24 protein-coding genes are annotated in these 26,236 nt (G+C 45.3%); 11 read left to right on the plus strand and 13 right to left on the minus strand.

Features of this window, described 5'->3' with window-relative positions; genetic code table 11:
• Positions 1-35 precede the first annotated feature (35 nt).
• From NC796_RS07040 to NC796_RS07050, 3 genes are all read right to left on the minus strand, one after another.
• Positions 36-623 (minus strand): outer membrane beta-barrel protein, encoded by a 588-nt coding sequence (locus tag NC796_RS07040; RefSeq protein WP_310683383.1) that lies wholly within the window; start codon positions 621-623, stop codon positions 36-38.
• Positions 624-703: 80 nt separating this feature from the next.
• A complete protein-coding gene (locus NC796_RS07045; RefSeq protein WP_310683384.1) occupies positions 704-1,399 on the minus strand; it encodes a hypothetical protein in 696 nt (231 codons plus the stop codon).
• Positions 1,400-1,506: 107 nt separating this feature from the next.
• Entirely contained in the window at positions 1,507-1,866 is a 360-nt protein-coding gene (locus NC796_RS07050) for a response regulator (RefSeq protein WP_310683385.1), read from the minus strand.
• 222 nt (positions 1,867-2,088) lie between these two features.
• Between NC796_RS07050 and NC796_RS07055 the strand changes: the two genes are divergently transcribed.
• The 5 genes from NC796_RS07055 to NC796_RS07075 all read left to right on the plus strand — a co-directional run bounded on the left by NC796_RS07055 (position 2,089) and on the right by NC796_RS07075 (position 6,142).
• Positions 2,089-2,559 (plus strand): NfeD family protein, encoded by a 471-nt coding sequence (locus tag NC796_RS07055; protein WP_310683386.1) that lies wholly within the window; start codon positions 2,089-2,091, stop codon positions 2,557-2,559.
• A gap of 157 nt (positions 2,560-2,716) precedes the next feature.
• A complete protein-coding gene (locus NC796_RS07060) occupies positions 2,717-3,661 on the plus strand; it encodes a stomatin-like protein (RefSeq protein ID WP_310683387.1) in 945 nt (314 codons plus the stop codon).
• Positions 3,658-4,599: a stomatin-like protein gene (locus NC796_RS07065; RefSeq protein ID WP_310683388.1), complete on the plus strand. Its 942-nt coding sequence runs from the start codon at positions 3,658-3,660 to the stop codon at positions 4,597-4,599. Before NC796_RS07060 ends, NC796_RS07065 begins: the two co-directional genes overlap by 4 nt.
• A gap of 153 nt (positions 4,600-4,752) precedes the next feature.
• Complete coding sequence (locus NC796_RS07070) at positions 4,753-5,679, plus strand: DUF4412 domain-containing protein (RefSeq protein WP_310683389.1); 927 nt, start codon at positions 4,753-4,755, stop codon at positions 5,677-5,679.
• Between the two features lie 91 nt (positions 5,680-5,770).
• Positions 5,771-6,142, plus strand: coding sequence for a DUF3127 domain-containing protein (locus tag NC796_RS07075; protein WP_310683390.1), 372 nt, complete (start codon positions 5,771-5,773; stop codon positions 6,140-6,142).
• Here the strand turns inward: NC796_RS07075 and NC796_RS07080 are convergent.
• The 4 genes from NC796_RS07080 to NC796_RS07095 form a co-directional block, all read right to left on the minus strand.
• Complete coding sequence (locus NC796_RS07080) at positions 6,081-6,530, minus strand: hypothetical protein (protein WP_310683391.1); 450 nt, start codon at positions 6,528-6,530, stop codon at positions 6,081-6,083. The genes NC796_RS07075 and NC796_RS07080 overlap by 62 nt on opposite strands.
• 11 nt (positions 6,531-6,541) lie before the next feature.
• Entirely contained in the window at positions 6,542-7,168 is a 627-nt protein-coding gene (locus tag NC796_RS07085; RefSeq protein WP_310683392.1) for an adenylate/guanylate cyclase domain-containing protein, read from the minus strand.
• A 298-nt stretch (positions 7,169-7,466) separates the two neighbouring features.
• A complete protein-coding gene (locus NC796_RS07090; protein WP_310683393.1) occupies positions 7,467-8,897 on the minus strand; it encodes a hypothetical protein in 1,431 nt (476 codons plus the stop codon).
• Positions 8,898-8,918: 21 nt separating this feature from the next.
• The gene (locus tag NC796_RS07095; protein WP_310683394.1) at positions 8,919-9,533 is read right to left on the minus strand and encodes a hypothetical protein; all 615 of its coding nucleotides are present in this window, start codon (positions 9,531-9,533) and stop codon (positions 8,919-8,921) included.
• A 515-nt stretch (positions 9,534-10,048) separates the two neighbouring features.
• Here NC796_RS07095 and NC796_RS07100 point away from each other — a divergent pair.
• Entirely contained in the window at positions 10,049-10,609 is a 561-nt protein-coding gene (locus NC796_RS07100; RefSeq protein WP_310683396.1) for a hypothetical protein, read from the plus strand.
• 28 nt (positions 10,610-10,637) lie between these two features.
• Here the strand turns inward: NC796_RS07100 and NC796_RS07105 are convergent, their stop codons facing one another.
• Positions 10,638-12,953: an ATP-binding protein gene (locus NC796_RS07105; RefSeq protein ID WP_310683398.1), complete on the minus strand. Its 2,316-nt coding sequence runs from the start codon at positions 12,951-12,953 to the stop codon at positions 10,638-10,640.
• 250 nt (positions 12,954-13,203) lie between these two features.
• Between NC796_RS07105 and NC796_RS07110 the strand changes: the two genes are divergently transcribed.
• From NC796_RS07110 to NC796_RS07130, 5 genes are all read left to right on the plus strand, one after another.
• Positions 13,204-14,316, plus strand: coding sequence for a BamA/TamA family outer membrane protein (locus NC796_RS07110; protein ID WP_310683401.1), 1,113 nt, complete (start codon positions 13,204-13,206; stop codon positions 14,314-14,316).
• 596 nt (positions 14,317-14,912) lie between these two features.
• Positions 14,913-15,509: a sigma-70 family RNA polymerase sigma factor gene (locus tag NC796_RS07115; protein WP_310683403.1), complete on the plus strand. Its 597-nt coding sequence runs from the start codon at positions 14,913-14,915 to the stop codon at positions 15,507-15,509.
• 144 nt (positions 15,510-15,653) lie between these two features.
• Positions 15,654-17,837 carry a hypothetical protein gene (locus tag NC796_RS07120; RefSeq protein ID WP_310683405.1) on the plus strand — a complete coding sequence of 728 codons (2,184 nt, stop codon included), beginning with the start codon at positions 15,654-15,656 and terminating at the stop codon, positions 17,835-17,837.
• A gap of 65 nt (positions 17,838-17,902) precedes the next feature.
• Positions 17,903-18,871: a FecR domain-containing protein gene (locus tag NC796_RS07125; RefSeq protein WP_310683407.1), complete on the plus strand. Its 969-nt coding sequence runs from the start codon at positions 17,903-17,905 to the stop codon at positions 18,869-18,871.
• A gap of 23 nt (positions 18,872-18,894) precedes the next feature.
• Complete coding sequence (locus NC796_RS07130) at positions 18,895-21,540, plus strand: TonB-dependent receptor (RefSeq protein ID WP_310683409.1); 2,646 nt, start codon at positions 18,895-18,897, stop codon at positions 21,538-21,540.
• A 9-nt stretch (positions 21,541-21,549) separates the two neighbouring features.
• On the opposite strand, the gene NC796_RS07135 is transcribed toward NC796_RS07130, so the two are convergent.
• The 5 genes from NC796_RS07135 to NC796_RS07155 all read right to left on the minus strand — a co-directional run bounded on the left by NC796_RS07135 (position 21,550) and on the right by NC796_RS07155 (position 26,164).
• Positions 21,550-21,810: a hypothetical protein gene (locus tag NC796_RS07135; protein WP_310683411.1), complete on the minus strand. Its 261-nt coding sequence runs from the start codon at positions 21,808-21,810 to the stop codon at positions 21,550-21,552.
• Positions 21,811-21,997: 187 nt separating this feature from the next.
• Complete coding sequence (locus NC796_RS07140) at positions 21,998-22,426, minus strand: SRPBCC domain-containing protein (RefSeq protein ID WP_310683413.1); 429 nt, start codon at positions 22,424-22,426, stop codon at positions 21,998-22,000.
• A gap of 623 nt (positions 22,427-23,049) precedes the next feature.
• The gene (locus NC796_RS07145) at positions 23,050-23,439 is read right to left on the minus strand and encodes a RidA family protein (RefSeq protein WP_310683415.1); all 390 of its coding nucleotides are present in this window, start codon (positions 23,437-23,439) and stop codon (positions 23,050-23,052) included.
• Between the two features lie 95 nt (positions 23,440-23,534).
• On the minus strand, positions 23,535-24,917 hold the full coding sequence (locus tag NC796_RS07150) for a DEAD/DEAH box helicase (RefSeq protein WP_310683417.1): 1,383 nt from the start codon (positions 24,915-24,917) through the stop codon (positions 23,535-23,537).
• A 125-nt stretch (positions 24,918-25,042) separates the two neighbouring features.
• Positions 25,043-26,164: a DUF5009 domain-containing protein gene (locus NC796_RS07155; RefSeq protein ID WP_310683418.1), complete on the minus strand. Its 1,122-nt coding sequence runs from the start codon at positions 26,162-26,164 to the stop codon at positions 25,043-25,045.
• Between the last annotated feature and the right edge of the window lie 72 nt (positions 26,165-26,236).

The raw sequence follows: 26,236 nt of genomic DNA on the forward strand, positions 1-26,236 counted from the left end.
CTTTAGAAGTGAGTCGGGGGGGGGAATACTTGTAATTAGAGATAGAACATTAGCCCGACGGTAAACACATTTCCACTGAAGCTGGCATCGTCGAGCGACTGTTCATTGTCATCCGGATTTAAAAACAGGTATCGGTAATCAGCATTAAGAGCTGCATTAGATCCTATTGGGAATTCCACACCGAAACCAAGGTGGTATCCAAAATTGAATTCATTTTCATTCTCATTGGTAAAGGTCCCTTCATAGTCATAAATCGTGTAGTAGGCACCTAATCCTGCCAATCCGTAAGGGGCTATCTGAGCGTTTAACGGCAAAAACATCATTAATGAGCCCGTAACAGGGACAAACTTTGTTTCTACTGATTGGCCCGCAAACTCATAACGTTGTCCCGATCGGTAATCCACTGCTCCTTCTATGCCGAGGACCGGTCCCAGCCGGATGCGGGCCTGGACACCACCGTAAAAACTACCATCTTCAGCGTCACTGGCTTTGTAGTAGCCCAGCCTGGGGCCGAAGCCAATAGTATTTTTTATGGCAGCGCCATCAGAAGATGACTGACCTTGCGTAATTAATGGAACCGCAAGCAGGGAACAAACAAATGGGAGTAATATCAGTTTTTTCATAAAGCATACCATTTTCAGTTTAACATTCACCCATTTGTAATATGATATACTCTGGATTGTTCCACTTGTTTGAACGGCTGTTACTGGTTGCTGATATGGTATCGGATTAGCTGTTCAATTGAGGGTAGGGTCTCATTTTCTTGCACCAATTGTTCTACTTCCGAGGTCCGGACCCCGGTGTCTTTCAGACGTATAAGCTCATCAATTGTAATATCGTTATAGCCGTAATCGTGCATATTACTGGTGAAATAGGCGGTAACCCCATGCTGACGTAACCGGATCAGTTCCTCTACAGATAAATCATATCCCAGCTCTTTCATCATTGCCGAAAAGGTGGCTGAGACATCATTTTGCCGGAGCCGTACCAAATCATCCAGTGTAAGATCGGTATATCCGAGATCTCGCATGCGTGAAGTGAACGTGGCAGTGACTCCATCCTGCCGCAACTGAATAAGATCTTCCCTTGTGAGGTCGGTGTAGCCCATCTCCTCCATCCATGTACCCATCTCTTCCAAAAGCTGCTCGTCTGGCTGATCCACCCAGCTAAAAAAATTCTGTGCTGAATTCGTAATTTCCTGTTCAGGTACACTGTAGCGAGCATATGCATAAAAGAGAAAAGCGATTACAAAAGCCCCGAACAGTACATAGCGTGAGATACGAGAAATTGTGTTTTGCCCGACAACACCTGAACTTTTCCTGCGCACACCCTGCCCTGCCGATTCACTTTCTTCCAAAAAACGAAGCTGGTTCCTCAGAGTTTTAAATTTTGAACCCATCGTCATTCCTTGATTTCTTACATTTGCCAACAGGTACTACGAACACATGTGACAAAAGATTCAAAATCCAGGGCCGCTTATCAGGTCAAGATTTAGAGCTTTCCCCTTTAAGATGCGGCAGAAAGCGATCTGCTCAATTCATGGAATGTGACCGGTTTAGTAAGAAAAGCGAGATGATCAATCTCTTTAATCCGTTTTTTATAGCTGTCATCTGAATTACCAGTTACAAAAATGACGGACGTCGGATTTTGCTCATTGATTTTCTGCATCGCCTGGATCCCATCTAGTTGGCCCCCGAGACGGATATCCATTAAGATTAAATCGGGTTTATGTCGTTGAGCCGATTCAACTGCAGCTTCTCCAGTTGAGACTTTGTCAATGACGTTATGTCCCTGTTTAGTAACCATTTGATCAAGCATGAGAGCAATAATCATTTCATCCTCAACAATAAGTATATTCTTCTCCAACGTTTCTGTCTCTTGTGGTTAAAATAACTTCAGCGTTCTGTACATGATTTATTACCAAGAGAATTATTCCCACCCCATGTTACACTATTAATATTTTTTAATATAGCTACTCTTGGGTAAGAGACTTTCTTATCGAAGATATTATTCTAAAATTAAGGTCGATTATTCGATTAATTTTTGTAACATTTTTGGAGAGCTTTTTACAAACAAATTATGTAAGCGATGGATGGGGAAATACTTACGTGGATCTTTCTGATTGGGGGGATTTTGTTGATGCTGATCGAAACAGTCGTTCCGGGAGGTGTCTCATTTTTCCTGGGATTGAGCGGATTGCTTGTAGGTGCTCTGCGTTTTTTCGGCATCCTCATGGAGCCCACCAAAGCTGTAATCACCTGGTTATTTACCTCCATCGGGTTGATTTTGCTTATGCGTCCGCTAATCATGAAATACTGGGGTGGCGAAAGCACTTTTAAGCTGGCTGATGAAGATTATGAAGCGATCGACGAGGTTGTAGACGTCATCGAGCCGGTTAACTCTATGGACAACTCAGGACGCATCCGGTACCAGGGCATTTCCTGGAAGGCACAAACACTTGAGGGCAAACTGGAAAAGGGACAAAAAGCCAGAATAAAATACCGGGATAATGTCACCTGGATTGTGGAACCGATGGATGAACTTGAAGACGGGAATTAGTTGGTCAAAAGGTCTCAAGTCCAAGGTCTAAGGTAATTTTGACTTTGGCCTCTTAGAACTTCGACCTCCGACCTTAAGACTTTCTGACCAACACCATCAGGAGAGCTCTTCAGATACACATTACATTCGATTAAACTTAAAACATTAAGGAAACATCATGTGGACAATACTTTTAGTACTGATTTTAATCGGGGTATTCCTCGTCACCAAAGTTTTTATGATCGTTGAGATGCGCGAAGAGGTCATTAAAGAACGTTTGGGGAAATACAACAAAACGCTTAAACCGGGATTCCATTTTCTAATCCCTTTTGTAGACCGCCCGGCCTATCGGCAGGAGATGCGGGAACAGGTAATTGATGTACCGAGCCAGACCTGTATCACCAAAGACAATATCGAGGTGGAGGTCGACGGCTTGGTGTATATCAAGGTGATGGACTCCTACAAGGCCAGTTACGGAATCGGAGATTACCGGCCGGCCGCTGTCAACTTGGCACAGACGACAATGCGGAGTGAAATCGGTAAAATAACGCTTGATGAAACGTTCTCGGAACGCGAACAGATGAACGAAAATATCGTGCGCGAGATCGATAAAGCCTCCGACCCATGGGGCATCAAGGTGATGCGGTACGAGATCAAAAACATCCGTCCCTCCAGCGATGTCATTAACACGCTGGAAAAGCAGATGGAGGCCGAACGCGACAAGCGCGCCGAGATCACTGAGTCTACCGGAACGCGCGATGCCCGCATCAACGAGTCGCAGGGTGAACGGCAGTCGGCTATTTTGCTGTCCGAATCCAACCGGCAAAAACGGATCAATGAAGCAAAAGGGAAAGCCAGGGAGATGGAGCTGATCGCCCAGGCCACAGCCAAAGGACTCGGCCGTATAGCAGAAGCAATTGAAAAGCCCGGCGGACAGCTGGCAGTAAAAACACGCCTCACCGAGCAGTATATCGATCAGCTGGGCAAAGTTATTGAAGGTGCAAATATCTCTGTACTCCCTACTGAGACTGCAAACCTGAAAACATTTTTTGAAGGCGTTGGCAAGGTGAGCGACCACACGAGACCAAATATAAACTCAACTTCAACAGGAGACGCACAATGATTGAGACTATCAGCAAAGTATTACTCGGACTTTTAGCGATCTATGTACTGTACAAGTTCATTCAATCGATACAGCTTGTCCCCACCCAAAAAGCCTACATCGTGGAGCGGCTTGGCCGATATCAAAGAACACTCGGTCCTGGCTTTCACGCCCTGGTCCCGTTTTTTGACAAGGTGAAATACCGGCAGGATCTGCGTGAGGAAACCATAGAGGTGGAACCGCAGGAGTGTTTCACCAAAGACAATGTGAAGGTGGAGGTGGACGGGGTTATCTACCTGAGTGTAATCGACCCGGTGAATGCCAGTTATGGCGTTACGGACTACCGCTTTGCCTCTGTACAGCTCGCACAAACCACCACGCGTTCCGTCATCGGTACCATGGATTTGGATGACACCTTTGAGGATCGCGCCGTGATCAATAAGGAGGTTGTAGAAGTGCTAAGCGAGATGGAGAAGGCTTGGGGGATCCGCGTACACCGCTATGAGATTAAAAACATCATGACGCCCCGAACCATCCAGCGCGCCATGGAGCGGCAAATGACAGCCGAGCGAGAACGCCGAGCGACGATTGCGCACTCCGAAGGTGTCATGGAATCCAGCATCAATGATGCCGAGGGACGGAAGCGTGAGGTCATCAATGTCTCGGAAGGTGAAATGCAGCGGCGCATCAACGAGGCGGAAGGGGTGGCGAAGGAGATTGAAGAACTAGCCGAAGCAACTGCCATCTCCATCGAAGCAATCGCCGAAGCCCTCAATACACAAAAAGGAAAAGAAGCGATGCAGATGCGGCTCGCGGAAAAATATATTAACCAATTGTCCAAGCTTGCCGACAAAGAGAACGAGGTTATCATTCCAACTGATATCTCCAACTATGACGCGATCATGAAGGGACTCTCGTTGGATAAAATCTCTATCGTGCCTGATACAGACAAGTCCTAAGAGGACACTATTTTCAGCGTCTCAATACTTTGTTGTGATGCTTCTCCACCGCAGGACTATAATTCTTATAAGTACCTATTTTTACATAACTTATGAGAATTTTTAGTAGCTTTCGAATTCAAATAAGCGGGAAACTTAAATGGAGAGCATAATATGAAATGTCTAAACGTACTATTGGCAGGAGTGCTGATTTCAATTGCCTGCAATCTTGAAGCAAACGCACAAATATTTGATCGGCTAAAGAAAAAAGCGCAGCAGGCTGCAGAACAGAAGCTGGAAGAAAAAATGGCTGAACAGGTAGCGCAGGCAGCTCAGCAAATGGTAGAAAAGAGCTGGAATTCGATCTTTGGTGAAATGAGTGGTGACAGCCTGTCCGGAACGTATCCGTTTGCCATGAACAGCAATGTAAAAACCGAGGATCTATATCGTTTTGATACAATAACGACCATGCAGATCGAAACGACCAGGAAAAACGGCAAATCTGATCCGCCGGTTCTAATGGATATGCATTACAATCAGAATGAGATGTATACCGGCACCTCATTCAGATCGGAAGAGATGAACAATGAAGATGGTGAATTGTTCATAATCTACGATTTAAAAAATTCTGCCATGCTCATGTTGATGAGCAATGAGGAGGATAAGTTTTCATTTAATTATGAATGGAAACAGGATACCGAAATGTCGGGTGAATCAGCTGCTTACCAGGAGACTGACTGGGACAACATCAACGAATGGCAGGGCTATACCAAAATTGGAAGTCGTAATATACACGGTTATGCTTGCGACGGTTACAGATCCGAATCAGATGAAGGATTGGTTGAACTGTGGGTGACACGGGACACTTTCCTGGGAACAGACCTGATGCTTTTTAAAGCGCAAACCAATGCCAAACAGATGAAGGGGAAAATTCCTGAAGACTATCCCTATGGCACCATTATGGAGATGGTTTCAGAAGACAAGACGAGCGGTGATAAAACCACCATGAAGATGATAAATATCAATCAAGAAGCGAATATTCAGTACAAGATGGCTGATTACCCTTCCATGAGCTTCACTGCCAAAGCAATGGAAGAGTAAAACAGCGGACATTTTTATTGATATAAATGGCACGCATCCATATCCTGTGCTACCGATTACTCAAGAATAATTTTATAGGCAACAGTTACTTATGGATGTACAGATTAAAGGAAAGGTAGACCAGATACTCGAAGAGCAATCCGGAACTGGAAAGAACGGGCCTTGGCGCAAGCAGGAGTTTATACTCGAAACTCAGGATCAGTACCCCAAGAAGGTATGCATTACGCAGTGGGGTGAAAAAATCGACGAGTTCGATGTGCAGGAAGGGGAAACGCTCACGGCACACGTGGATATTCAGAGCCGGGAATATAACGGCCGCTGGTATACCGACGTTAAAGCCTGGAAAATCGAGCGCGGGCAGCAAGGACCTCAACAAGGCGGGCCACCCGAAGATGTTCCGTTTAATGATGAGGAGCCAACGATAAATATGGATGACATGGATGAGGACGAAATTCCTTTCTAGGACATACCTCTTTAACTGGAATGTAATGAACGCAAGGTGCAGTCTCATAAGAGTTGCATTCCATGTTCGCAATCCATTCCCTGATCAGCGCCACTGCTTCTTCATGAACAAGGGGCCGGCCAATATCAGGCATACAAACTTCCGGCCCGATTGATTTCATGCGATGGACCAAGATCGATTTACCCGGTTGGCAAAGCAGGATACTGTATCTCAATCCGCCGGAACCTGCCCCACTACCCACCGGCGACTTACAAACTCCCAAGCGAAACGGATCCTGCTCCTCAAGCGAGAGGTAAAGTGCCGAGTTATTGGCTGAACCATTCAAATACACTGTCAGGTTTTCCTTCAGTTTTTCCACTGCACTTCCCATGATTTTCGCTTCCATCATCTTTGTCCATTTTAGTTTATCAATCCGGCGTTAATATTTTGGATATATGGTTGAATAAGCTGTGAGAGTGCTATCTCTGACGCTTTCTTTTCCCATTTGCGCAGGACCTCTCCCCCGCTGAGAGTGAGACTTTTCCCACGGACGGCGTAGATCTCGACGGGACGTGCAACATTTCTCAGTTCAAACCTGCCGACAAATACCGATTTCAAGTCGGGATGGTTTTTTAGTTCATCTTCCACCTTGTCCGATATCAGGATTCCACCTGCAAAAGAGAGCGATTCGATACGAGAAGCCACGTTAACCACATCGCCATAAATGCCATCACTAGTAACAATGATCTCTCCCATATGTATACCGATCCGTACCGGGACGATAGGTGCTTTGTTAAGCTCTTCCTGGATCTTTCTCGCGCACAGCGTTGCCTGGTAAGCACTTTGGAATGTTACCAGCGCGCCGTCACCATAATACTGGCGGATTTGTCCGCTGAATGCTGTCACCTGCATTTCCACTACGCTACGTTTCCGATTCCGAAGGGCGATCGCCTGCTGCTCATCTTCCTGCATCAGCGCCGTGTATCCTACGATATCGATAAACATGACTGCGGCAAGGAGCCTGGTATTTTCTGTGTGCGTGTTCACTTGTCACCTCGTTAGATCAGTTGAGTTCCATTGTACTTTATAGATAGGCAGTAATACGGGTGGAAAATGCGCCGAGAAGGTGGGGAAATTCAGACATTCGACCAAAATGACGATTATTGGTGATTAGTCCCCTTTTTGAGATTCGGATTTTCTGGACTTTGAAAGCCGAGATATTCCTTAATCCAGCCTTTTATAAAATAAGTTTCAACTTTTTTTGGGAAGACACTAGCTGGTATTAGAGGAGTTCTTAACAAAAAGAGGGACAAGAATGTGTTCTGAGAAGGGAACTAAACAGTGATCATTCAAACGTTATTCTTCCAATTAGATGCTCTCTTGTGAAATAAAGATCGCCATTGGGATCAAATGTCATGTCTATAAAATTTTGTGATATGATGGTCCTTACCTTTCCCGCTGCAGTTATTTTGCGGAGCTCTCCCCGGGATCCCAAGCTAACATTTCCCACATAAAGATTCCCATATTGGTCTATTGCAAGTGACGAAGGAAAATCAAATTTAGCCTCCTCTGGATCACCATCGCGATGACCGTCACTCCCTACTAAGCCCGCGAAAGTGCTTACTTCCGCGGTCGCCAAGTCAATCATTCTAACCACATGATTTCCTTTGTCAGCTACGTACAGATATTGTTCATCGGGACCAAGTGCCAAACCTGACGGACCACTGAACAGTGCTTTATCACCCGGGCCATCTCTAAATCCAGCAAAAGCCCCACCGGCAATAGTAGTTACCTCACCATCAGCCGTTATTTTCTTAATTTTCTGGGGAGCTTCTTTTATCGATCGGCTGCCTGTGCTAAGAAATATCACACCGTTGCTATTCACTACGATACTCTTCAAATTCATAAATTCAGCCTCGTTACCGGTTCCATCACGATCTCCCCTATTACCGTTACCTGCAAGTGTGGTTACTTCTCCCTGGGGGGTAATTTTTCTGATCCGGTTATTGCTGCGATCAACAATGAATAGGCTGCCGTCTTGAGCCAAAGCTATATCAGAAGGATACGAGAACTGTGCCTCCTCAACATTACCATCCTTGTAACCACGACGACCGCCGGCATAGGTACTCACCATTCCACCGGGAGTGATCTTCTTAATCTTATGATTTACCAGGTCTGCCACAAACAGATTACCATCCTGATCGGCCACGATACCACTTGGTTTATTGAATTGAGCATTCGAGGTGTCGCCGTCTGTATCTCCCCGGTAGTAACTACCCGCCCATACTTGCATGGTGAAATTTGTATCCAAAAGAATAGGGTCCGGCTTTTTCATAGGCAGATCAACCTGCAGGGTATCTTCCGAACAACCCACGTAGATACCTCTGGAAAAAAGACTGGTATAGGTTGGAACAGACAGGTAATATGCCAAGCTATCGCCAACCTGCTTCCGGGCAGAAAGAACAAAGGTGTCCAGTAAGCAATCCAGTCCACCGACAAACGCCGTAATTTTATACTTCCCGTATGTCTGCGTTTTTACCTCTGCAATTTCTTTGATATCTGTACAACAGCCCATTATCGGGTCTTCTTTGCGTTGCGTAAGCGTCACGGATATCCCTGCTATGGGAGATCCATCCTCTTCGCTGTAGGCCGTCCCAGCAATAATTAACATAGCTGGCTTTGGCTTCTCCTCCTGTCCCCCTGAGGTTGAAAATAAAGCATCACAACCAACCAGTGCCAATGACAGGAGTGCCATTATGAAAGCCCCATTTTTCATTGTTATCCCTCCCCTTCAGTTCTATTTTGAAAGTGAGAATTGAATAGAAACCGTTGGATGCAAAGCGAACTTATCTTGATACACCGACGGCTGTATTCCCATTGAAAATCCCAATGGCACCCTTACCCATTTTTCGGTCTCAACCAGCGCTCCTGTGATAGCTCCGACGGCACCTCCTGCCAGAATCCCCAACACGGCTCCGAAGACAAAGGCTTCTCCATCTGTTAATTCAAAAGATCCACAGAATAATTCTCCCTCACATGGTTTAGGATCCGGGTTGGTGGCAGCGGCAATGATACCAAGCAGAAGCCCGCCTGAACCTGCACCTAGCAGGGCTCCTTTCAGCGGCTTACGTTTCTTGCCGGCACTTACAGATAGTTTTCGAATTGAGCTATTTGGGATGTAATACGTAGAATCATTCCTGACGGCCAGAATGGTAACCGACCCCGAATTATCCAGGACTGTCCCAATGATTCTTCTATCACTCATCGAAGGAGCATCTATTTTAACCCGGTCTCCCTTCGCAACGCCTTGTATCTGGGCCGATACTGTGGTTGTTGAGATGAGGATGCCAATCGATATCATCACTAGTTGTTTCCAGCAGTTACCAGATAAACTACTCCTTTGACCTAACATGATGACCCTCCATATTACTTTGATCGTTAAGGACCTATTTTATTCTCTATACTAGCCTTGATCGGGGTAGAGAGATGGGACATTAAGCGGTAACAAACCCGACATGCAAGCTTAAGGTTATCCCACGACCACCTTGCCCGGATAGCCTACCTCTATACTAGACATACCCTATGCCCTACCCTAGACACAGCCTTCGTCTAGCCTAGACACGGCCTATGTCTAGGCTACGCAGACCTTATCTGGTATTTGAGGAGTTTGGACACTGATTTGGACACTGAATTGAGACTCTTTTTGATGTCCGTTTTCTCTACCCCAAATGCCGGTTATGTCTCCGTGCCCACTCAGTAAGTTACCTCACAAACAATCGATCACACATAAAAAAGGTGACAACAATGGAAGCTTACGCTTATATCCCGATTCATAGATCAAGGTGTTTAATATTGTTAGTACTCTGTTTTATTACTCAAAATGTCCAAGCACTCCAATTGGTACCGGAAGTTAAAAACCGGGACCATGTGTTTGATCACGTTATAAATATGCGTGGAGAGTCCAGGCTTTCTCTGTTTACCGGCCTCCCAGTAATTGGCAGTAGCGAATATGCGTATGGTGTATCCAACCGGCTGACGGTGGGTATTCTTGGTGGTTTCACTCCCTTTGAGGAAGCAATCGGCCTTCGAGTACGTACGGTTTTATATCAAAGTAAAGAATCCTTCCGGGTGTACTACTGCACGCCAATCATTTTCTATCCTCAAACCCAAAAACCGGATCCAGATCCGTGGTTTATTACCAGACCTAACATCAATTTTGAATGGGTGAAGAGATCAAACTTCAGATATAAAATTGGGGGAAGCATTATTGCATCGGCTTCGGCGCATGATCTTTGGGGAAATGCTTCCGAATCACAGCATTCACCTGGATTGTGGTCCGCCGTTCATGCCGGGGTTAGCTTGCCGGTTGGGGCAAACATCTCCTTCCAAACCGAATTATCGTACGTTACCAAGGGTTTTCAGACGATAGATACGTTTTTTGGGGGACCGCCATTCATTCTAATAACGGGGATATCGTATACTTTTTGACAGATTGCCCATGTGGAAAAGGACGCTGTCATCGACTTTCCTCTTCCACGAATTCGGAGGGTGTGACCCCAAAGGTTTGCTTAAAAAGACGAGAAAAATACTTGGCGTCCTGGAAGCCCACTTTGTATGCAATTTCCGAAATATTACCCCATTTTTGACGCAATAATTGACTTGCACGTTCCAGGCGCATCAGGCGGATGTAGCCGCCCGCCGAGAGGTCGGTGATGGAACGGAGTTTCCGCTGAAGCTGCCGTGAACTCAGGTTCACTTCGCCTGCCAGCCAGTCGACACTAAAATTGCTGTCCTCCATATGCTCTTCGATTACCTCCTGGACCTGTTGTAAAAACCGGGCGTCTTCCGAGGTAACATCCACCTTTTCTCCTTCAATGCGAACCTGCTGGCTAAACTTTTTCCTGAGTTTCTTTCGGAGGTCAATCAAATTCTCAACCCTGACCATTAACTCGGCAGCACTAAATGGCTTGCTGATGTAGTCGTCTGCGCCGAGTTCCAGCCCCTCGATCCGGCTTTCCTCGGAGGCCTGTGCAGTCAGCAAAATAACGGGGATATGATTTAGTTCTGGCGATTCTTTGATGATTTTGCAGAGTTCAAACCCGTCGGGGGCCGGCATCATAATGTCGCTGATCACCAGGTCGATGCTGTCATTTCTCACCAGTTCCAGGGCTTCAGCGCTCTCCTCCTTTGCTATGACAACATATCGCCGGGACAAGTAAGGCTCCAGGTAGGCTAAAATGTCTGGGTTATCGTCCACTAGCAGAACTGCTGGCGCATCATCTGAACGCCTTGTCTCCTCCTCCAAAAAGTCAACACTTTCTTGTGTCACAAGCTCAGGCTGCTGCTTCCCCGGTACTCCATTTCCTCCCTCTTTTGATGCAGCTAAAATTCCTGGAAGTGCAATTATAAATTGGCTCCCGCTCCCCGGTTCACTGCTCACATCGATCTGCCCGCCGTGAAGTTCAACAATCTCTTTCGCCAGTGAAAGTCCAATGCCGGTGCCGGTATGAAATGTCCCCGAACTATGGGCAACCTGGTAAAAGCGATCAAAAATGTGGGACAGCTCGTCCGAGGGAATACCAATGCCGGTGTCACTCACAATAATTTGTATCTTTCCTTCCACCGAATCTGTCTTGGTGAGTGAGACAGTCACCCGGCCACCCTCTGGCGTGAATTTAATTGCGTTGGAAACGAGGTTCCCGATTACCCGTTCTATCTGCTGTGGATCCACTTCTGCAATAATGGGACGAGATGGTAGGTCACAAGCCAGCTGAACCCGGTGCGACTCGGCCAGCGGCCCAAAGGAGAGTACCTGATCACGGATTAACTCAGACAAATCGACCTCTTTCAGTTCCAGTTTAATCTGGCCGGCATCAACTTTGGAGAGATCTAATAATTGATTTATCAATTCCAGCAGACGTTGGCCATTATGGAGCATCAGTTGTAACAGGTTGGTTCTGACAATTTTCTTTCCACTCTGTTCACCCTCCTTTAATATATCTTTCAAGGGACCCAGAATTACCGTAAGTGGCGTGCGAAATTCATGGCTGATATTGGCAAAAAACCGGTCTTTGAGCTTTTCGTTTTCCAGCAACTGATCAGCCTGGAGCTCCGATTTCTCCTTCATTTTTTGGAGTATCTCAGCACGCTCTTTCAACTTCCAACTTAATTCTTCTGCCTCTTTCTTGGCCAGGTGTTGCCGATATCGGTTAATATATAACTGAGATGAGATACCTGTTAACAACAAAGCAATCACAGAAATGATAACTATTTGTGAAATCTTTAGCTGTAGGGGGTTTAACCCGAGCCACCCGGGTACAAATTGCAAAATAAGTATCGTTGAGACTATCACTGTAATAGCCAGCAAAGCAGTTTGCCAACCTTTATAGGGTACCATGGCAACCGCAAATACAAGTACAATAGTTAAATAGGTTGTCGTAGCAGACACATCTTGATTAGCTATATCATCCATTAGTATGGCCGAGCAGATGAGCAACACCAGGGAATAAATAAGTCCCCTTATCCAGTTCAGTGAGATAGAGCTATAAGAGATCGGAATAATTGAGAGGCACAATAAGAGGATGAAGCTTTTGTCTAAAACCATAATATGGACATCAGGATCAAATCCGCTGTAATCCCAATGCACGGATTTGCCCAGCCAAAAAACAAATGCAGCAACATAGACTATCACTATAACTACACCTAATATTCCATAGATAAGCAATCCCTGTCTCGCAAGTGATCTGAGCAGTTCCTTGTAGTCAGCATCTCTCTCATAAGGTCCAATTGTAAGAAATAGACGGAGAGATATTTTTTTGGATAAGTCTCTCATGATTCATTCGAGTTTTTGTCCAGTTCAAAACACCCGTTCCCTTCATTTTTTTCAGAAAATCACCCTACCTATCTAATTAACGCAATTTATCACATATAAACACTTGTATTTATTAAACTTACTATATTAATATATGCCATCACTTGATTGGCATATTCTGAAAAATTGTGGAATAATGTTATGGAGTGTCGCTTTGTAAAATTCCCTCTATAATTGTTTTCCCAACTATTTATCCTGATGGGGAGCAGCAATGTATTCAGTTCTATTTAGCATATTGTGTGGATTTTCTACTCTTCCGGGAATATTGCCGGCTATTGAGCAATCGCTACCGCCCTCCATCTCCGTTGACTCTTCAACGACTGATACAGGCCAAGTAGAAAAAACCGAATTTGTCCTGCTCCCGATCTTCTTCTCCTCACCAGACACGCGCCTGGCGATTGGTATTTTGCCCCAAATCGTATTCCGAACTTCATCCGCCAGCAATCCCTCCAGCGTTCGCATGGATTCCTACTACACCCAAAACAAGCAGTATCATTTACTCCTGCGGCCTAGAGTGTGGCTGCGGGATAATTCCTATAGCCTCACGGGCAAGTTTTCCCTCAAAAAATGGCCGACTTCCTTTTATGGAATTGGGAATGCCAGCACAAGTGACAAGCAAAAGTTTACCGAACAGCTTTATGAGTCCTCCATCGAAGCAATGAAAAATATTGGAAAGGGATACTTCACCGGTCTGAACTACGCCCTGCGTTATGGTAAAATAAATCCTGAAAGCCCAGAGGCCCGGTCAACTCTTGCAACAGTCTCCGGCCATGGAACAACACTGACCTCTTCCATTGGTTTTTTGTTCAGGCAAGACACACGCGATAATCACTTCTATCCGCGTAGAGGAGATTACCATACCCTGGAATTTTCTGTCGCCTCAAAATTGATGGGCAGTGACCACACCTTTGCGCAGTTCACTGCCGATTTTCACAAGTATATCCCCATCCATCGATCACACGTGCTGGCCGTTCAGGGTTTGGGCTCCGTCTCGGTCGGCGACCTGCCTTTTCGATTGCTACCCTCAGTGGGAAGCACAATGCGTGGATATTCCTCGGTGCGATACATCGACCGTAACCTGGCAGCCCTACAGATAGAATATCGTGTGGCCCCGCTGTTTGGGAGGATCGGATTTGTTGCTTTTGCCGGCGTCGCGGATGTCTTTGAGCATCCTGATGACTTGCATTTGGACAAGCTGAAATATGCCGTTGGAATCGGGATCCGTTACCTCTTCTCTCGTTCTAAAAAGATCAATATTCGCTTGGATTACGGTATTGGTCGCCGCAGCTCGGGCAACTATGTTGATTTAGGCGAAGCTTTTTAAATAGCGTTGTTGCTGGTACGGAACCTGCAAACAAGTCAGGTGTTTAACTAGAGTCAAAAGAAAAGAAGAGTATATTTTCTTAAGGATTATTTAACAGTAAAAACCCTATTCAATGATTACCTTAGTAGTCCTAAAAACAAAGTCTTTTTGACTAACAACTAAACGAACCCTTCCAACCTAGCAGGGTTCGACCCCATAAGCTTTTGAAAATAAAAAGAGGAGAGATTACAATGCAGGAAGAATTAGAAATTATTACCGAAGAGGAAAAAGAACGATTCCGTGACCTTTACCAAAAAATTTTACAGGCCATTGAGTCTAATGAGGAGGATAATACAAATGAATAAATTTTCTTAGGCCATTCAAGGGAAGAAATTAAACGATATAGGGGACTATGAATCCCATATAATTTCTTACTCTCCTGCCAGGCACCTATTCATATCTGTCATTTACTGCCACCTGTAATTGCTCCGGTTTTATATGTGCTTCTGAAGCTAAACAAGACTCCAGATATATACGCTTTTGTTAATCCAGTGGGATTTACCCATTTTTAGCTACAACCTTGTTTTCCATTTAGTTATGCATTAGTTAATAAATCTATGACAGAACAGATCCTGTTCCAGCTGATTTTTTTGGCTCTGTCAAGTTCTCCAGCCGATGAACTGGATCAAACGGAGTTAGCAACCGAAATTAAAAATGGAAACCACCAGGCCTTTAAAACATTTTTTGAAAACCACCAGGATGCGTTATATCGCTTTCTGCTAAGCAAAGGAGTCTCAGAACAAACGGCAGAGGACCTCATTCAGCAGGCCTTCATCACTATCTGGGAAAAAAGAAATGGGATCGACGAAACGAAATCATTACGAGGATATCTTTTCAGAATTGCCTACACACGGATGCTTAACCACTTTCGTGACCGTGCAAAATTTAATGATGAAGAACCCGACATCTCGGATGAGTCCTCCCTGACTCCAGAAGACCATGCCCGACACCAAGACCTGTTATCTGCCGTTGAAGATGCCATTGAACAGATGCCAGAAAAGAGGCGCATGGTATTTGAATTTTGTTTTATGCAGGGATTTACCTACAAGGAAACAGCAGGCACGCTTGGGGTCACCCGCAAAACAGTCGAAAATCATATGGGACTCGCGCTCAAGGATATCCGTAGTGCACTTGGGGAATTCTCCGACTTTTAGCTTGTTTTTATAGAAATATGCATACAAAACAATAATTTACAGACAAAATTTTCTACATTAGCAAAAACCGTTAGGGGTAACCCCCTGCTTGATGTGTAATAAGCACAAAGATTCCTTAATACATATCAACTAACGGAGATTATTATGCAAACGGCTTCTAAACCTAAAATTAATTTTCGGAACCCACTTTTTTTTATAGTGGTTGCGATTACGTTGGCTCTTTCGGGGTGTACACTTGACGGCTTATCAGACGAACCTGTAAATACTGAGGTAAGCGAGTCGGATCTTGAGGCGGCAAGCCAGATTCTGGGTGAATCACTTTCCGATGAAAACAGCGGTGTGATGGCAAGCCTGAACGATGCCCTTTCGACGGTATCGAGCAGTGGATTTGAGCGAGCCAAGGCCAAATCAGAAGACGGCTCCTCCCTGCAATCACATGATGATGACAGCAACAGCGGGCGTGGTGAAGAGCGCAACTTCAGCTACAATTACAACTCGGAAACCGGGGTTCACACTATAGCATTTGAGCGGATTGTACATAACAATGAATATTTCAAGAGCGTCAAGGATACGCTTAAATATATCTTTACTGACAATAACGGTCAGTTTATTGCCTTCCCGCGACAAAATAAAGATCGAATCGAAACGATCGATTTCAAGGGATTCCGCGAAGGACAGATCGAGTCGCAGGTCAGGGAATCTCATTTTGTACGTCAGGATACCTTTTTCATTGACGGAGCGTCTGAAGCATCGTCCATATTGCGAATCGACGGCGTTCACCATGGACGGGGTGAGCTCAGCACTCAAAATGATGCTGGAGAAAACCTGCAGCGAAACTATAATACGAAGATTAGTTTCCTCGACATACAGATTGACAAAACGGTGGTAGCGGAAAACAGAGGTCTTGAGCAGGGGGTTACCGGGACCTTAAGCTGGGAGATGGTTATCGAAAAGAGCACCAACGGAAGCACCGAAACGAAAACCATTACCGGTACCGTTGAAATGAACGGTGACGGTACGGCACTGCTGCGCTTCGAAGGATTTCAAAAGCTGTTCCTTATCAATCTCGATGACGGGGATGTCAGGGATCATGATGATGAATTCGAAGGTCGCGTCAAGCGCGTAAATATAGATGCCAACACTTTTGTACTGGCCAGCGGGCGTACAATCAAACTATCTGAAGAGGTGGAAATCAGCGATGATAGCGATGTTACGAGACTTGAACAAGTAGGAAGAGCGATTGAAGATGGAGCCCACGTAAAGGCTGAGGGATCAGGTTCTGTTGAAGGCGACCAGTTTATCGCTACCGAAGTCACATTTGAGGTTGAAGAAAGTGATGGCCGGCACTTTGAAGGCTGGGTGAATAGAATCAACCTCGATACCGGCATTCTTACGTTTAATGAAGAGGATCATGTGCGTTTTGGAGAAAAGTCCATTATCTCAGAAAGTGGAGATCTTCTGTCACTGGCAGGCGTTAAGGAGGCTCTTGAAAATGGCTATCAAGTAAAAATAATTGGATACGGAAAGGCAGATGAAAACTCTGATGCCGAGCTGTTGGTCGTGGAAGCTAAGTTTCAAACGGACCGCAAAGAGTTCGAGGGCCATGTGACCGCAGTACACCCAGACTTGGGAACCTTTACCATTGGCGGCGAACTCACCATACAGATCAATGATAATACCACTATTTCGCAAGAAGGAAATCTGTATAATCTGACGGAAGTTGCTGAAGCCCTTGAAATGGGATATGATGTGGTTGCTTTCGGTGGCGGGATACGCACCAACGATACCGAAACCGGATTGCTGGCAAATAAAGTCACTTTCAAAGTTCGGTCTGAACAGTTTGAAGGTCATATCACCGGGGTAAGCCTGGATGCAGGTACCTTCACTATTAACCAGGAATTGACCATACGTGTTGGCGACAATACCATTGTCTCGGAAAGTGGTAATCTCTACAGCTTGCAAGAAGCTGCTGAAGCATTGGAAGCCGGTGCTGATATTGTAGCATATGGTTCCGGGAAAATTTCCAGCAGTACGGACAGCAAATTGATTGCAAATGAGGTCGTATTCAAAGCCCAACACGAAGAGTTTGAAGGCAACGTAACGGCTGTTAATCTTGAAACCGGTACTTTTACGCTGGATGAAGAACTGACAATCCGAGTTGGCGAAGAAACGATTATTTCAGAAAGCGGAGAGTTCCACACGCTTGGTGCTGTTGCCGAAGCCCTTGAACAGGGACAGGCTGTAGTCGCCTTTGGTGACGGAATCTATGACCGGGCTACCGATGCCAGAATTCTTGCAGCCGAAGTCAGGTTTGAGCTCACGCAATAATCTAAATTTAGACATCAGGGCGGGCCGATTCCCAAAAAGTCGGTCCGCTCATTTAATCTTAACCCATGGCTGATAAATTTAACATACCAGAAGATGATCGGGACTTGATACTGGCCCGGGAAATCGGCCAGCGATTGGATACCGGGTCCAGCTTATCTGATATATCGGATCCCCTGATGCAACCGTTGCTGAAATTCCGTGAGGAAAGGGAAAAACGCTCATCCCGCCTGAAGACTGATTCAACAGGTTTATGGAATTCTATTGAGCAACAGATTTCTCCGGATGAACAAAGTACCCCAAATTACCGATTGTACAATCTCAGAAATTACCGGGTTTGGGCCGCTGCAGCAGCAATTCTTCTTATTGTTACTACTGGATTGTTTTATTTGTTAAACCAGCCGACAGCTACCTTAATTACTGAAACACAAGGTTTTACCCAAACCATTAATTTAGCAGACGGTAGCACTGTTACCCTACGCCCTTATTCTAAAATTCATCTTGTTACTGAAAGTCCCGAAAAGCTGGAATATGATCTCACCGGCGAAGCTTTTTTTGATGTCGTTTCAAATCCCGACCGAACATTTTCGGTCAAAGCCGGTAACGGGCGTGTGAATGTACTGGGCACAAGCTTTATGCTGAGCAGTTGGGGAGACCTGGTCCAAGTCTACCTACAAGAAGGTTCTGTACAGTTTGAGACGGTAGACCGCTCTGCATCCACAACTCTGGAGCCCGGTGAATATGCTTCGATAAGTGGATCCAGACTTACTGAACCGGAAACTGCCAACGAAGAGCTTTTTACTGACTGGATAAATAACGAGCTGGCATTCCAGGATCAGCCGGCACAGTATGTCTTTTCCGAACTTGAGCAACATTTTAATATATCAATCACCGCTTCCAGGAACATTGCAGAAACCCGGATTGGCGGGCGCCTCAGCCTAGAAAATCTTGAAGCCAGCCTGAATGATCTGGGGCTGGTTCTTGGCGGTACATTCATCTCAACGGGGGAAAAACAATACAGATTTGAAGCCGAATAATAACGCTTGAACACGTGTGAGGTATGTTGGATTATTTGAAGAAGAAGGGGATACTATTCCTCGGTACAATCAGCTTATGTCTATTGGCCATACCTGTCTATGGCCAATTTTCATATAACAATGCCCCCCTCATTGAGATCATAAATGATCTGCAGAATCAAACGCCGTACCGCTTTCTCTACAGGGAAGCTCATATCAACCAGGTAAATCTGTCTTTCAAATCCACGGAGGATGATTTACTCAGCAGTATGCGACCTTTGCTGGAGCATCAAAAGATTGCAATGCGCGTAGATACGGCACGAAAACAGGTGATCCTATTCCGGTCTAAAACAACCCGAAAAACCTCGAGGGTGCAGATATCAGGTTTTGTAGTGGACGCATCCACGGGGGAACGACTGCCCTACGCTACAGTAAAATGGAAACAGCATGGCGAGGTAAAAGGGACTATTTCAAACAGCGCGGGCTATTTTGTAATAGATAATGCCAGTACCTCCTCCAAACTGCTCTTGACAGCTTCATACATAGGCTACGGTCCTTCCACTGCTGAGATCAATCTGGGTGCCAACAGTCCGGTTAATGACCTCACGATCCGGCTCTCACCAGAATCGATCGATGGAAATGAGATTGTCGTTACCGGGCAGAAGTATTTCAATTCGATTAACGAGGAACTCGAACGCTTTGTGGATATCGGATCATTCAGCCCGTTTGGAGAAACCAATACCATCCGCGGATTGCAGCAATTGCCATCGGTAGGCATGACTACCGCAATGAGTGATGGCATCCATGTGCGGGGTAGTTCCTCCGACGGTTTCCATGTGATGCTGGACGGAACCTCTATTTTTAACCAGAGTCACCTGTTTGGGCTACTTGACAGCTTTAATTCAGATGTACTGCGGCGCAGTGGACTGTTTTACGATATCGCCCCGGCCCAGTACCAAGCCCCTCCCGGGGGCACGCTCTCCCTGCTTACCAAAACCGGTTCTCTGAACAATCTAAGCGCTACCGCAGGATTTAGCAACTCATCGTACCGGGCCACCATTGAGGGACCGATTAAAAAAGGAAAAAGCAGCTGGTTGCTGTCAGGTCGCCATTCCTATATGAATACGGTGGACTGGCTCAATAATGCTGGACTTGTGGAATGGGGACTGGATATCGATCGCTCCCGGGAAATCCTGGAGCCCAACCTGGTGGATGTTGAATCCAGACTGATTACACCGGGCGACTACCAAGCACGTTTCTACGACCTGCACGGAAAGCTATATTTCGAGGGTGACCATGGCGGGCGCTTTTATGTCAGCGGGTATTATGGGGCCGACCTCACCGACCAGGCTGCAGAACGACTGGTGAGAACGTTTAATGATGTGGCCAACAGTGGTGAATTGAGCCCGATCAATGTTGAAACCCAAAACGGCTGGTATAACCTGGCGGGCAGTGTACATTATGAAAACTCCATCTCTACTTCTGTTTTTAATCATAGCATGGCGGGATTCAGCGTATACGAGACAGATTATTCCAAGGAAGACTTCACATATGTACAATTTGATGAAGGTAACACCTTGATGCAGGCGTTTGTCTACCCTTTTGCAAACCGCAGTATCATCAATGAATTCAAGGCTGAGGAGAGCATTGACCTGGATTTCTATACCTTTATCTGGACCATTGGTTCTTCCTATCAATACTACCTTGGGGAATATTATGAACGCTCTTTCGATCGCCCGGGGTTCTTCTCACATGTATCCTCACACAAAATTAATGCTTACACACAGCTTGATTTTAACGGCTGGAAATATCTTCGGATGAATGCGGGTGCTCGAGTTCATTACTTCACCAATGGCTCATTCCTGGGAGCATCTCCAAGGATAAAATTAGAACTACTTCCTGAACAAGCGGTATCTTTTAGCTTTGGATATAGCAGAAACTACAAATTTCTCCACCAGGTCAACCTGTTTAACGTCGTCAGTTCGGATGTCTGGGTATTGAGTAATGAATCCCAGCCCCCCAGTGAGGTCGACTACATCACCACTGGACTCTACTTAAAACCCGCGCCCTTTACTTTTCTCCAGGCCGAAGCCTATGTAAAATCCTTTGATAACCTCCGGTTGCACGAGATCAATACACAATCTTTAACAAACACTTTTGCAGAAGCACCGTGGTTTTTTGATAACAGCGGATATGGAAGAGGGTTAGAATTATTGCTAAAGAACAGTTTCAATCGATTTAGTCTGACACAGACCTTTACATGGTCACGCATGGAACTCGAAAACAGTCGCATAAGGCAGGGGGCTGCTTTTCCCGTTGAGTGGGATCGCACATATCGCTACTCGATATCTGCAGAACTAAATCCGGTAGACAATTTTCATCTTTACCTCTCTTGGATGTATGCTTCAGGTACTCCTAACCAGCTTGCAACTTTTGGACCTGACACCCAAAAACGCCTCAACGATTACTACCGAACCGATCTGAGCCTGGAGTACAAACTAAAGACACAACACATTAGTAGTGACCTCTCAGTCTCTTTCTTCAACTTGTTTGACAGGCAAAATCCCTGGTACCGGGAATATTCATTTGTCATAGACAGGACGAAACCCCGGGACCGCTTAAGAACTACTCCGGTGACCGTTTTTGACCTTGGATTTCAACCCTCGTTCAATTTCTCCCTGACTTTTTAAGATGATCCGTTATTCTACAAAGTAGACATCCGGATCGTCGATGACTTCTGTACCATCTTTTATATCAGGGCCCTTATTAGAGAAAACGAACTCCCGCGCACGCTCCTCGTCATCCACATCAAAGTATAGTACAACCTCTTCTGGATCGTCGACATTCTGCCACAGCTTCTTCAACTTCATACCCGCTTCTCGCTGGGCTTCTCTGTGGGACTCAAAGATTTCTCTCCATCTTATAAAATCAGTTACCTTGTGTCTTACTATTAATTGCATAACTGGCTCCTCCTAACAAATTAATACCTGCAGGATTTTTTCCCGTCTTTCTTATATGATGTAAACAATTATTGCAGGAAGCAAAGTTCATACAAAATTGTTACACAAATCTAACATTAAAGAGTGAGTGGGAAATGAACCAGCTTTACATGTTAATTTACAGTAAATCCCATTGAAAAAATTACAATTAACCAACCACTACAGAATTAAGATGTATAAGAATCTGCTTCCAGCCTTCCGTGTGATTCTTCTTCATCTCCTCGTTTGGCAAGAAATCGTGTTTTAGCTTGACTTCTGTTCCCCCATTCACCTCGCTTAACGTTATAGTGACAACCGTATCTTGCACAGCATGGGAGTTCCAGGTGAATACCAGTTTTTCATTGGGAATAATCTCCTTGTATTTCCCCTCGTGACTGTAAGTATCATTCTTTCCATGCATGTCAATCTGGTATTTGCCACCCACCTTGGGATCATTCTCAACCGTGGCCGACCAACCATCTGCCCCCGCATAAAACCACTTTTGCATAATTTCACCATTAGTTAGCGCCTCAAAAATTGTTTCACGATCTGCATTAATGACTTTTGAAACAGTAAGACTTTTGTTGTTTTCTGCCATGGTTTTACTCCATTCTTAATTGTGATTATTTGGTTTAATCAATCTCATTTCATCCCTTGTTCATTTTTATTTTCCTTAATAACTGCTCCAGCTCATCAGCCGCATACTCTAAAATGCGCTGTATTTTTGATCAGACCAAAAACCGGAACCATCGGTTCATAGTTCATACGGCATTTGTAGCTGCCTTCTTCTTAACGATGAGGATCGTCTTTTCAAGCACCTTCAGGTGTTTCGAGACTCCTGCCAGCGACACGCAGGGCTCGGCAATTTCATTGACCGTGTGCTATTCCCAAAACGGAACAGGATATCCCTGCGGGTCCGGGTAGCCAAAGCGTGAAGCAAAGCAAATAATATTCGCTTGCCATATTCAACCATTAGGTTAAATAATACATAACCAATTACTGACATTCAACTACATGGTTAAATAAATTTGAAAATATTTTCTTCCGCGCTTTTTACGTAGCAGAGGGCTTTGCAAAACCTACGACTTCGTCATTCTGAGCCTGTCGAAGAATCTCCTGAATCCGATTGATGCCGTTAAATGGAGATCCTTCACTACGTTCAGGATGACTGCCCGGTTTTGTAAAGGCCTCTAGTAAAGATTGATACTGATATAAGGTGAGTTATTTAGAGATAATCGCTACCGCTTCTATCTCGACCAGCATGTCAGGATGAATCAACCGGCTTACCTCAACCATGCTGGTTGCGGGACGAATTTCATTAAAAAACATCCCGTGTGCACGCCCTATCTCCTCCCACTGATCAATATTGCAAACGTATATTCGGGTTCGTACTACATCTTCGAGCGAGGCTCCTGCTTTTCTCAAAGCATGATCAATGTTATTGATAATCTGCACCGTTTGCCGGTACGGGTCGCCTATCCCGATCACTTCACCATTTTCATCGGTCGCGGTCGTACCAGATACATACACATGACTCCCTTTTCTTACCGCTCGAGCGTACCCGACCAGTGGTTCCCATTTGGTTTCTGTAGTAATATTTTGCCTGTCCATGTTTTACCTCTGACAATTAGGGACTCTCTTTCAGCCTCATTTTTCTAAATTACCCTTGCTTTGTTAATGTAACGTATAGTACAGTATAAAGATTTTTAATTCCTTCGTTTCTGAATATCCATTAAATCACTCTCTTCGGCTGCTTTTTTACGCTGTTTTTTGTAGAAATTAAGTAATCGCGGGTCTTTGATAATATCTCTGGATGTGATCTTTTTTTTCAGATACAGGCCGTTAAAACTGGTGCATCGGCTCAGTCCCACATACAGCTGTCCATTTACAAAAGCACCACGTCCTAGGTCAAGGAATACCTGGTCAAAGGTCAAACCCTGGCTTTTGTGAATCGTCATAGCCCAAGCCAGTTTAACCGGGTATTGGATAAAGGTCCCTTTAACCTCCTCTTCTACCCTGTTTTTACGCTTGTTATAGTTGTACCTGATGTTATGCCAGGTCTCTTTTTCGAGCTCATGGGTCTCCCCATTTTCCAGTCGTACGGTAATAGAATCCTTTTCCAGCTTTTCTATTTTGGCGATCGTACCATTGACCCAGCGATGGCCTTCCAGGTCATTTTTAATAAAGATTACCTGCGATCCCTCCTTGAGTTCCAGCACCTGGTCGGTCGGGAAGCGATCTTTGGGGAACTCGCCCTCCACCTCGGCATGATACCGGTATGATGGTTCGTCAATCAACTCAAGGCGACGGTTATTCTCGTGATTGGCCACCCGGTTAGTAGTCGTGAGAGTGACAACATAATCTTCTTTTCCCGGCAGGTAATTGGGGGCATGGCGCTTGTTCAGTTCATCCAGGTGACGCTGTTCCACCAAGCCGGTTCGCACCCGGTTCAGCAGCCTGACAAAAGCTTTGTCCTCTTGCCGATACACTTTGAAGAGTTCTACAAAATTGAAGTTTGCCTCCTCAAAAACAGGGGCATCAAAAAAGTACTCGGAGTTGTAGGTATTCGAAAAGATATCCTGCTCCACCGGATCATTTTGCACCACCGGCGGCAGTTGAAAAATATCACCAAAAAGCACCAACTGCTTTCCCCCAAACGGCTGGTATTTATTGCCGGTGTTTATACGCAATGCATGATCGATGGCCTGGAAAATATCGGAGCGCAACATCGAGAGCTCGTCGATGATAATCATATCCACTTTGCTGAGCAACCGCTCCCGTTTGCTCCCCGAACGGAACTCCTTGATGGAATCGTCCCCGGGTAGTAACGGTTTGAAAGGAAAAAGAAACAGTGAATGGAGAGTGACACCACCTACATTAATGGCAGCTATTCCAGAAAAGGCCGAAACAAGTGTGCTTTTGATCGCATGCATCGCAAGGTAATGCAGGAAGGTAGACTTACCCGTGCCCGCTTTTCCCGTAATGATGAAGTTCTCGCTCGATGCGTTAATCCGCTGGAAAAGCTTTTCCAGGAAGGGATCATTGGGATAATTTTCGGGGAGTTCTATGCGTCGGTTTTGTGCGCTCATCCGTGGCTGTAAAATTACTGTTCAAGTGTTCCAAACTTACTAAAACTATGGCAACATTAAACAGTGAGTTCCAACTCCCGGCCAGGATTAATTTCCATTGCAAGCGGTAAAGGGTGCACGATGATTCAGATCGTAATAAATATTTTCCGTTTATAGAGGAAGTAGGTCATATACCACATAAGGCCGAGAACAATCAGAGACGTTATCACGCCAATCCAGGCATTTGGCATTGAAATCAATCCCAAAATATCCACCGTAAAGGCATCAACCATACTATAGAACCAGTCGACACCGCCCAGTTCGCTGAACATGTAAATAAACAGGGGGTTCATGCCAACAATGGCGAAGAAACGCCCCCAGTTCATCGACCATTTCCGTACATCAAATACCCAAAACGAAGTCACCAATGCCAGCAGGCACCAGCCTCCGGTTACAATGGTAAAAGAAGTTGTCGCTATCCGCTTGATGATCGGTGTTACCGGGTCCAACAAATAACCAACTGCCAGCAAGCCAACACCATATACCAGGAGCTTCTTAATCTTCTCGTGCGTTTCTCGATCACTTATTAAAAGCTGCCCGGCAATCACACCCCAGATGGTGTGAGCAGCTGTTGGCAATGCATTAACCGCCACCCAGTGTCCACCACTTAATTTACCCATCAACACCAGATCCAGCCAGGCGCCAAAATTTTTATCAGGTGTAAAAGGCTGACTGAAACCATCAACAGCCCATAGACGATAGAGTAATTCAGTCAAAATCAGCAGACCTACAGAAAATCCAATCTGAAATTTCCAGCTTTTTTGCATAATCAGGAAGGCAACCAAGTAGGTAAATGAGAGCTGTGACAAGACGTTCCACAACTCAAACACAATCTCACCAGAATAGACACAGTGCAAGGTAAGCCCTAACAAAAGCAACATGAACGAGCGGTACAGGGCATGCAGAAATGTTTTTGACCAAGAGTCGCCACGCGCCCAGCGCTTGCCAAATGAAATAGGCATGGCCACGCCCACAATAAACATGAAGAACGGTTGTACCAGGTCCCAAAAGCGCAAGCCGTTCCAGGGATGATGATGAAACTGGGTGCCAATGGTGCTTATGATGCTTCCTTCAAAGTACGGTTCTACAATAGCATACCACAAGCCCGCTCCTTCCGCAATCAACAAGAACATTGTCAATCCCCGATAGAAATCGAGCGAAAGCAGACGACCATTTTTGTCAAGAAGAGCTCTGTTTATCTGATCCAACGATATCCCCCATTTCCCTATTATTTGCCTAATCTAAATACATTAAATTTTGTTTTTTTTGAAATAAAAAAA

This window comes from Aliifodinibius sp. S!AR15-10 (assembly GCF_031569985.1).
In the GTDB taxonomy this organism is placed as follows: Bacteria; Bacteroidota; Rhodothermia; order Balneolales; family Balneolaceae; genus JAMQKA01.

Bases quoted from the DNA above. Each gene is read 5' to 3' on its own strand.
- NC796_RS07065 (WP_310683388.1), top strand. From the start codon at position 3,658: ATGATTGAGACTATCAGCAAAGTATTACTCGGACTTTTAGCGATCTAT.
- NC796_RS07090 (WP_310683393.1), bottom strand. From the start codon at position 8,897: ATGAAAAATGGGGCTTTCATAATGGCACTCCTGTCATTGGCACTGGTT.
- NC796_RS07110 (WP_310683401.1), top strand. From the start codon at position 13,204: ATGTATTCAGTTCTATTTAGCATATTGTGTGGATTTTCTACTCTTCCG.
- NC796_RS07120 (WP_310683405.1), top strand. From the start codon at position 15,654: ATGCAAACGGCTTCTAAACCTAAAATTAATTTTCGGAACCCACTTTTT.
- NC796_RS07115 (WP_310683403.1), top strand. From the start codon at position 14,913: ATGACAGAACAGATCCTGTTCCAGCTGATTTTTTTGGCTCTGTCAAGT.
- NC796_RS07125 (WP_310683407.1), top strand. From the start codon at position 17,903: ATGGCTGATAAATTTAACATACCAGAAGATGATCGGGACTTGATACTG.
- NC796_RS07040 (WP_310683383.1), bottom strand. From the start codon at position 623: ATGAAAAAACTGATATTACTCCCATTTGTTTGTTCCCTGCTTGCGGTT.
- NC796_RS07045 (WP_310683384.1), bottom strand. From the start codon at position 1,399: ATGGGTTCAAAATTTAAAACTCTGAGGAACCAGCTTCGTTTTTTGGAA.
- NC796_RS07105 (WP_310683398.1), bottom strand. From the start codon at position 12,953: ATGAGAGACTTATCCAAAAAAATATCTCTCCGTCTATTTCTTACAATT.
- NC796_RS07150 (WP_310683417.1), bottom strand. From the start codon at position 24,917: ATGAGCGCACAAAACCGACGCATAGAACTCCCCGAAAATTATCCCAAT.
- NC796_RS07135 (WP_310683411.1), bottom strand. From the start codon at position 21,810: ATGCAATTAATAGTAAGACACAAGGTAACTGATTTTATAAGATGGAGA.
- NC796_RS07145 (WP_310683415.1), bottom strand. From the start codon at position 23,439: ATGGACAGGCAAAATATTACTACAGAAACCAAATGGGAACCACTGGTC.
- NC796_RS07130 (WP_310683409.1), top strand. From the start codon at position 18,895: ATGTTGGATTATTTGAAGAAGAAGGGGATACTATTCCTCGGTACAATC.
- NC796_RS07055 (WP_310683386.1), top strand. From the start codon at position 2,089: ATGGATGGGGAAATACTTACGTGGATCTTTCTGATTGGGGGGATTTTG.
- NC796_RS07075 (WP_310683390.1), top strand. From the start codon at position 5,771: ATGGATGTACAGATTAAAGGAAAGGTAGACCAGATACTCGAAGAGCAA.
- NC796_RS07080 (WP_310683391.1), bottom strand. From the start codon at position 6,530: ATGATGGAAGCGAAAATCATGGGAAGTGCAGTGGAAAAACTGAAGGAA.
- NC796_RS07060 (WP_310683387.1), top strand. From the start codon at position 2,717: ATGTGGACAATACTTTTAGTACTGATTTTAATCGGGGTATTCCTCGTC.
- NC796_RS07140 (WP_310683413.1), bottom strand. From the start codon at position 22,426: ATGGCAGAAAACAACAAAAGTCTTACTGTTTCAAAAGTCATTAATGCA.
- NC796_RS07070 (WP_310683389.1), top strand. From the start codon at position 4,753: ATGAAATGTCTAAACGTACTATTGGCAGGAGTGCTGATTTCAATTGCC.
- NC796_RS07095 (WP_310683394.1), bottom strand. From the start codon at position 9,533: ATGTTAGGTCAAAGGAGTAGTTTATCTGGTAACTGCTGGAAACAACTA.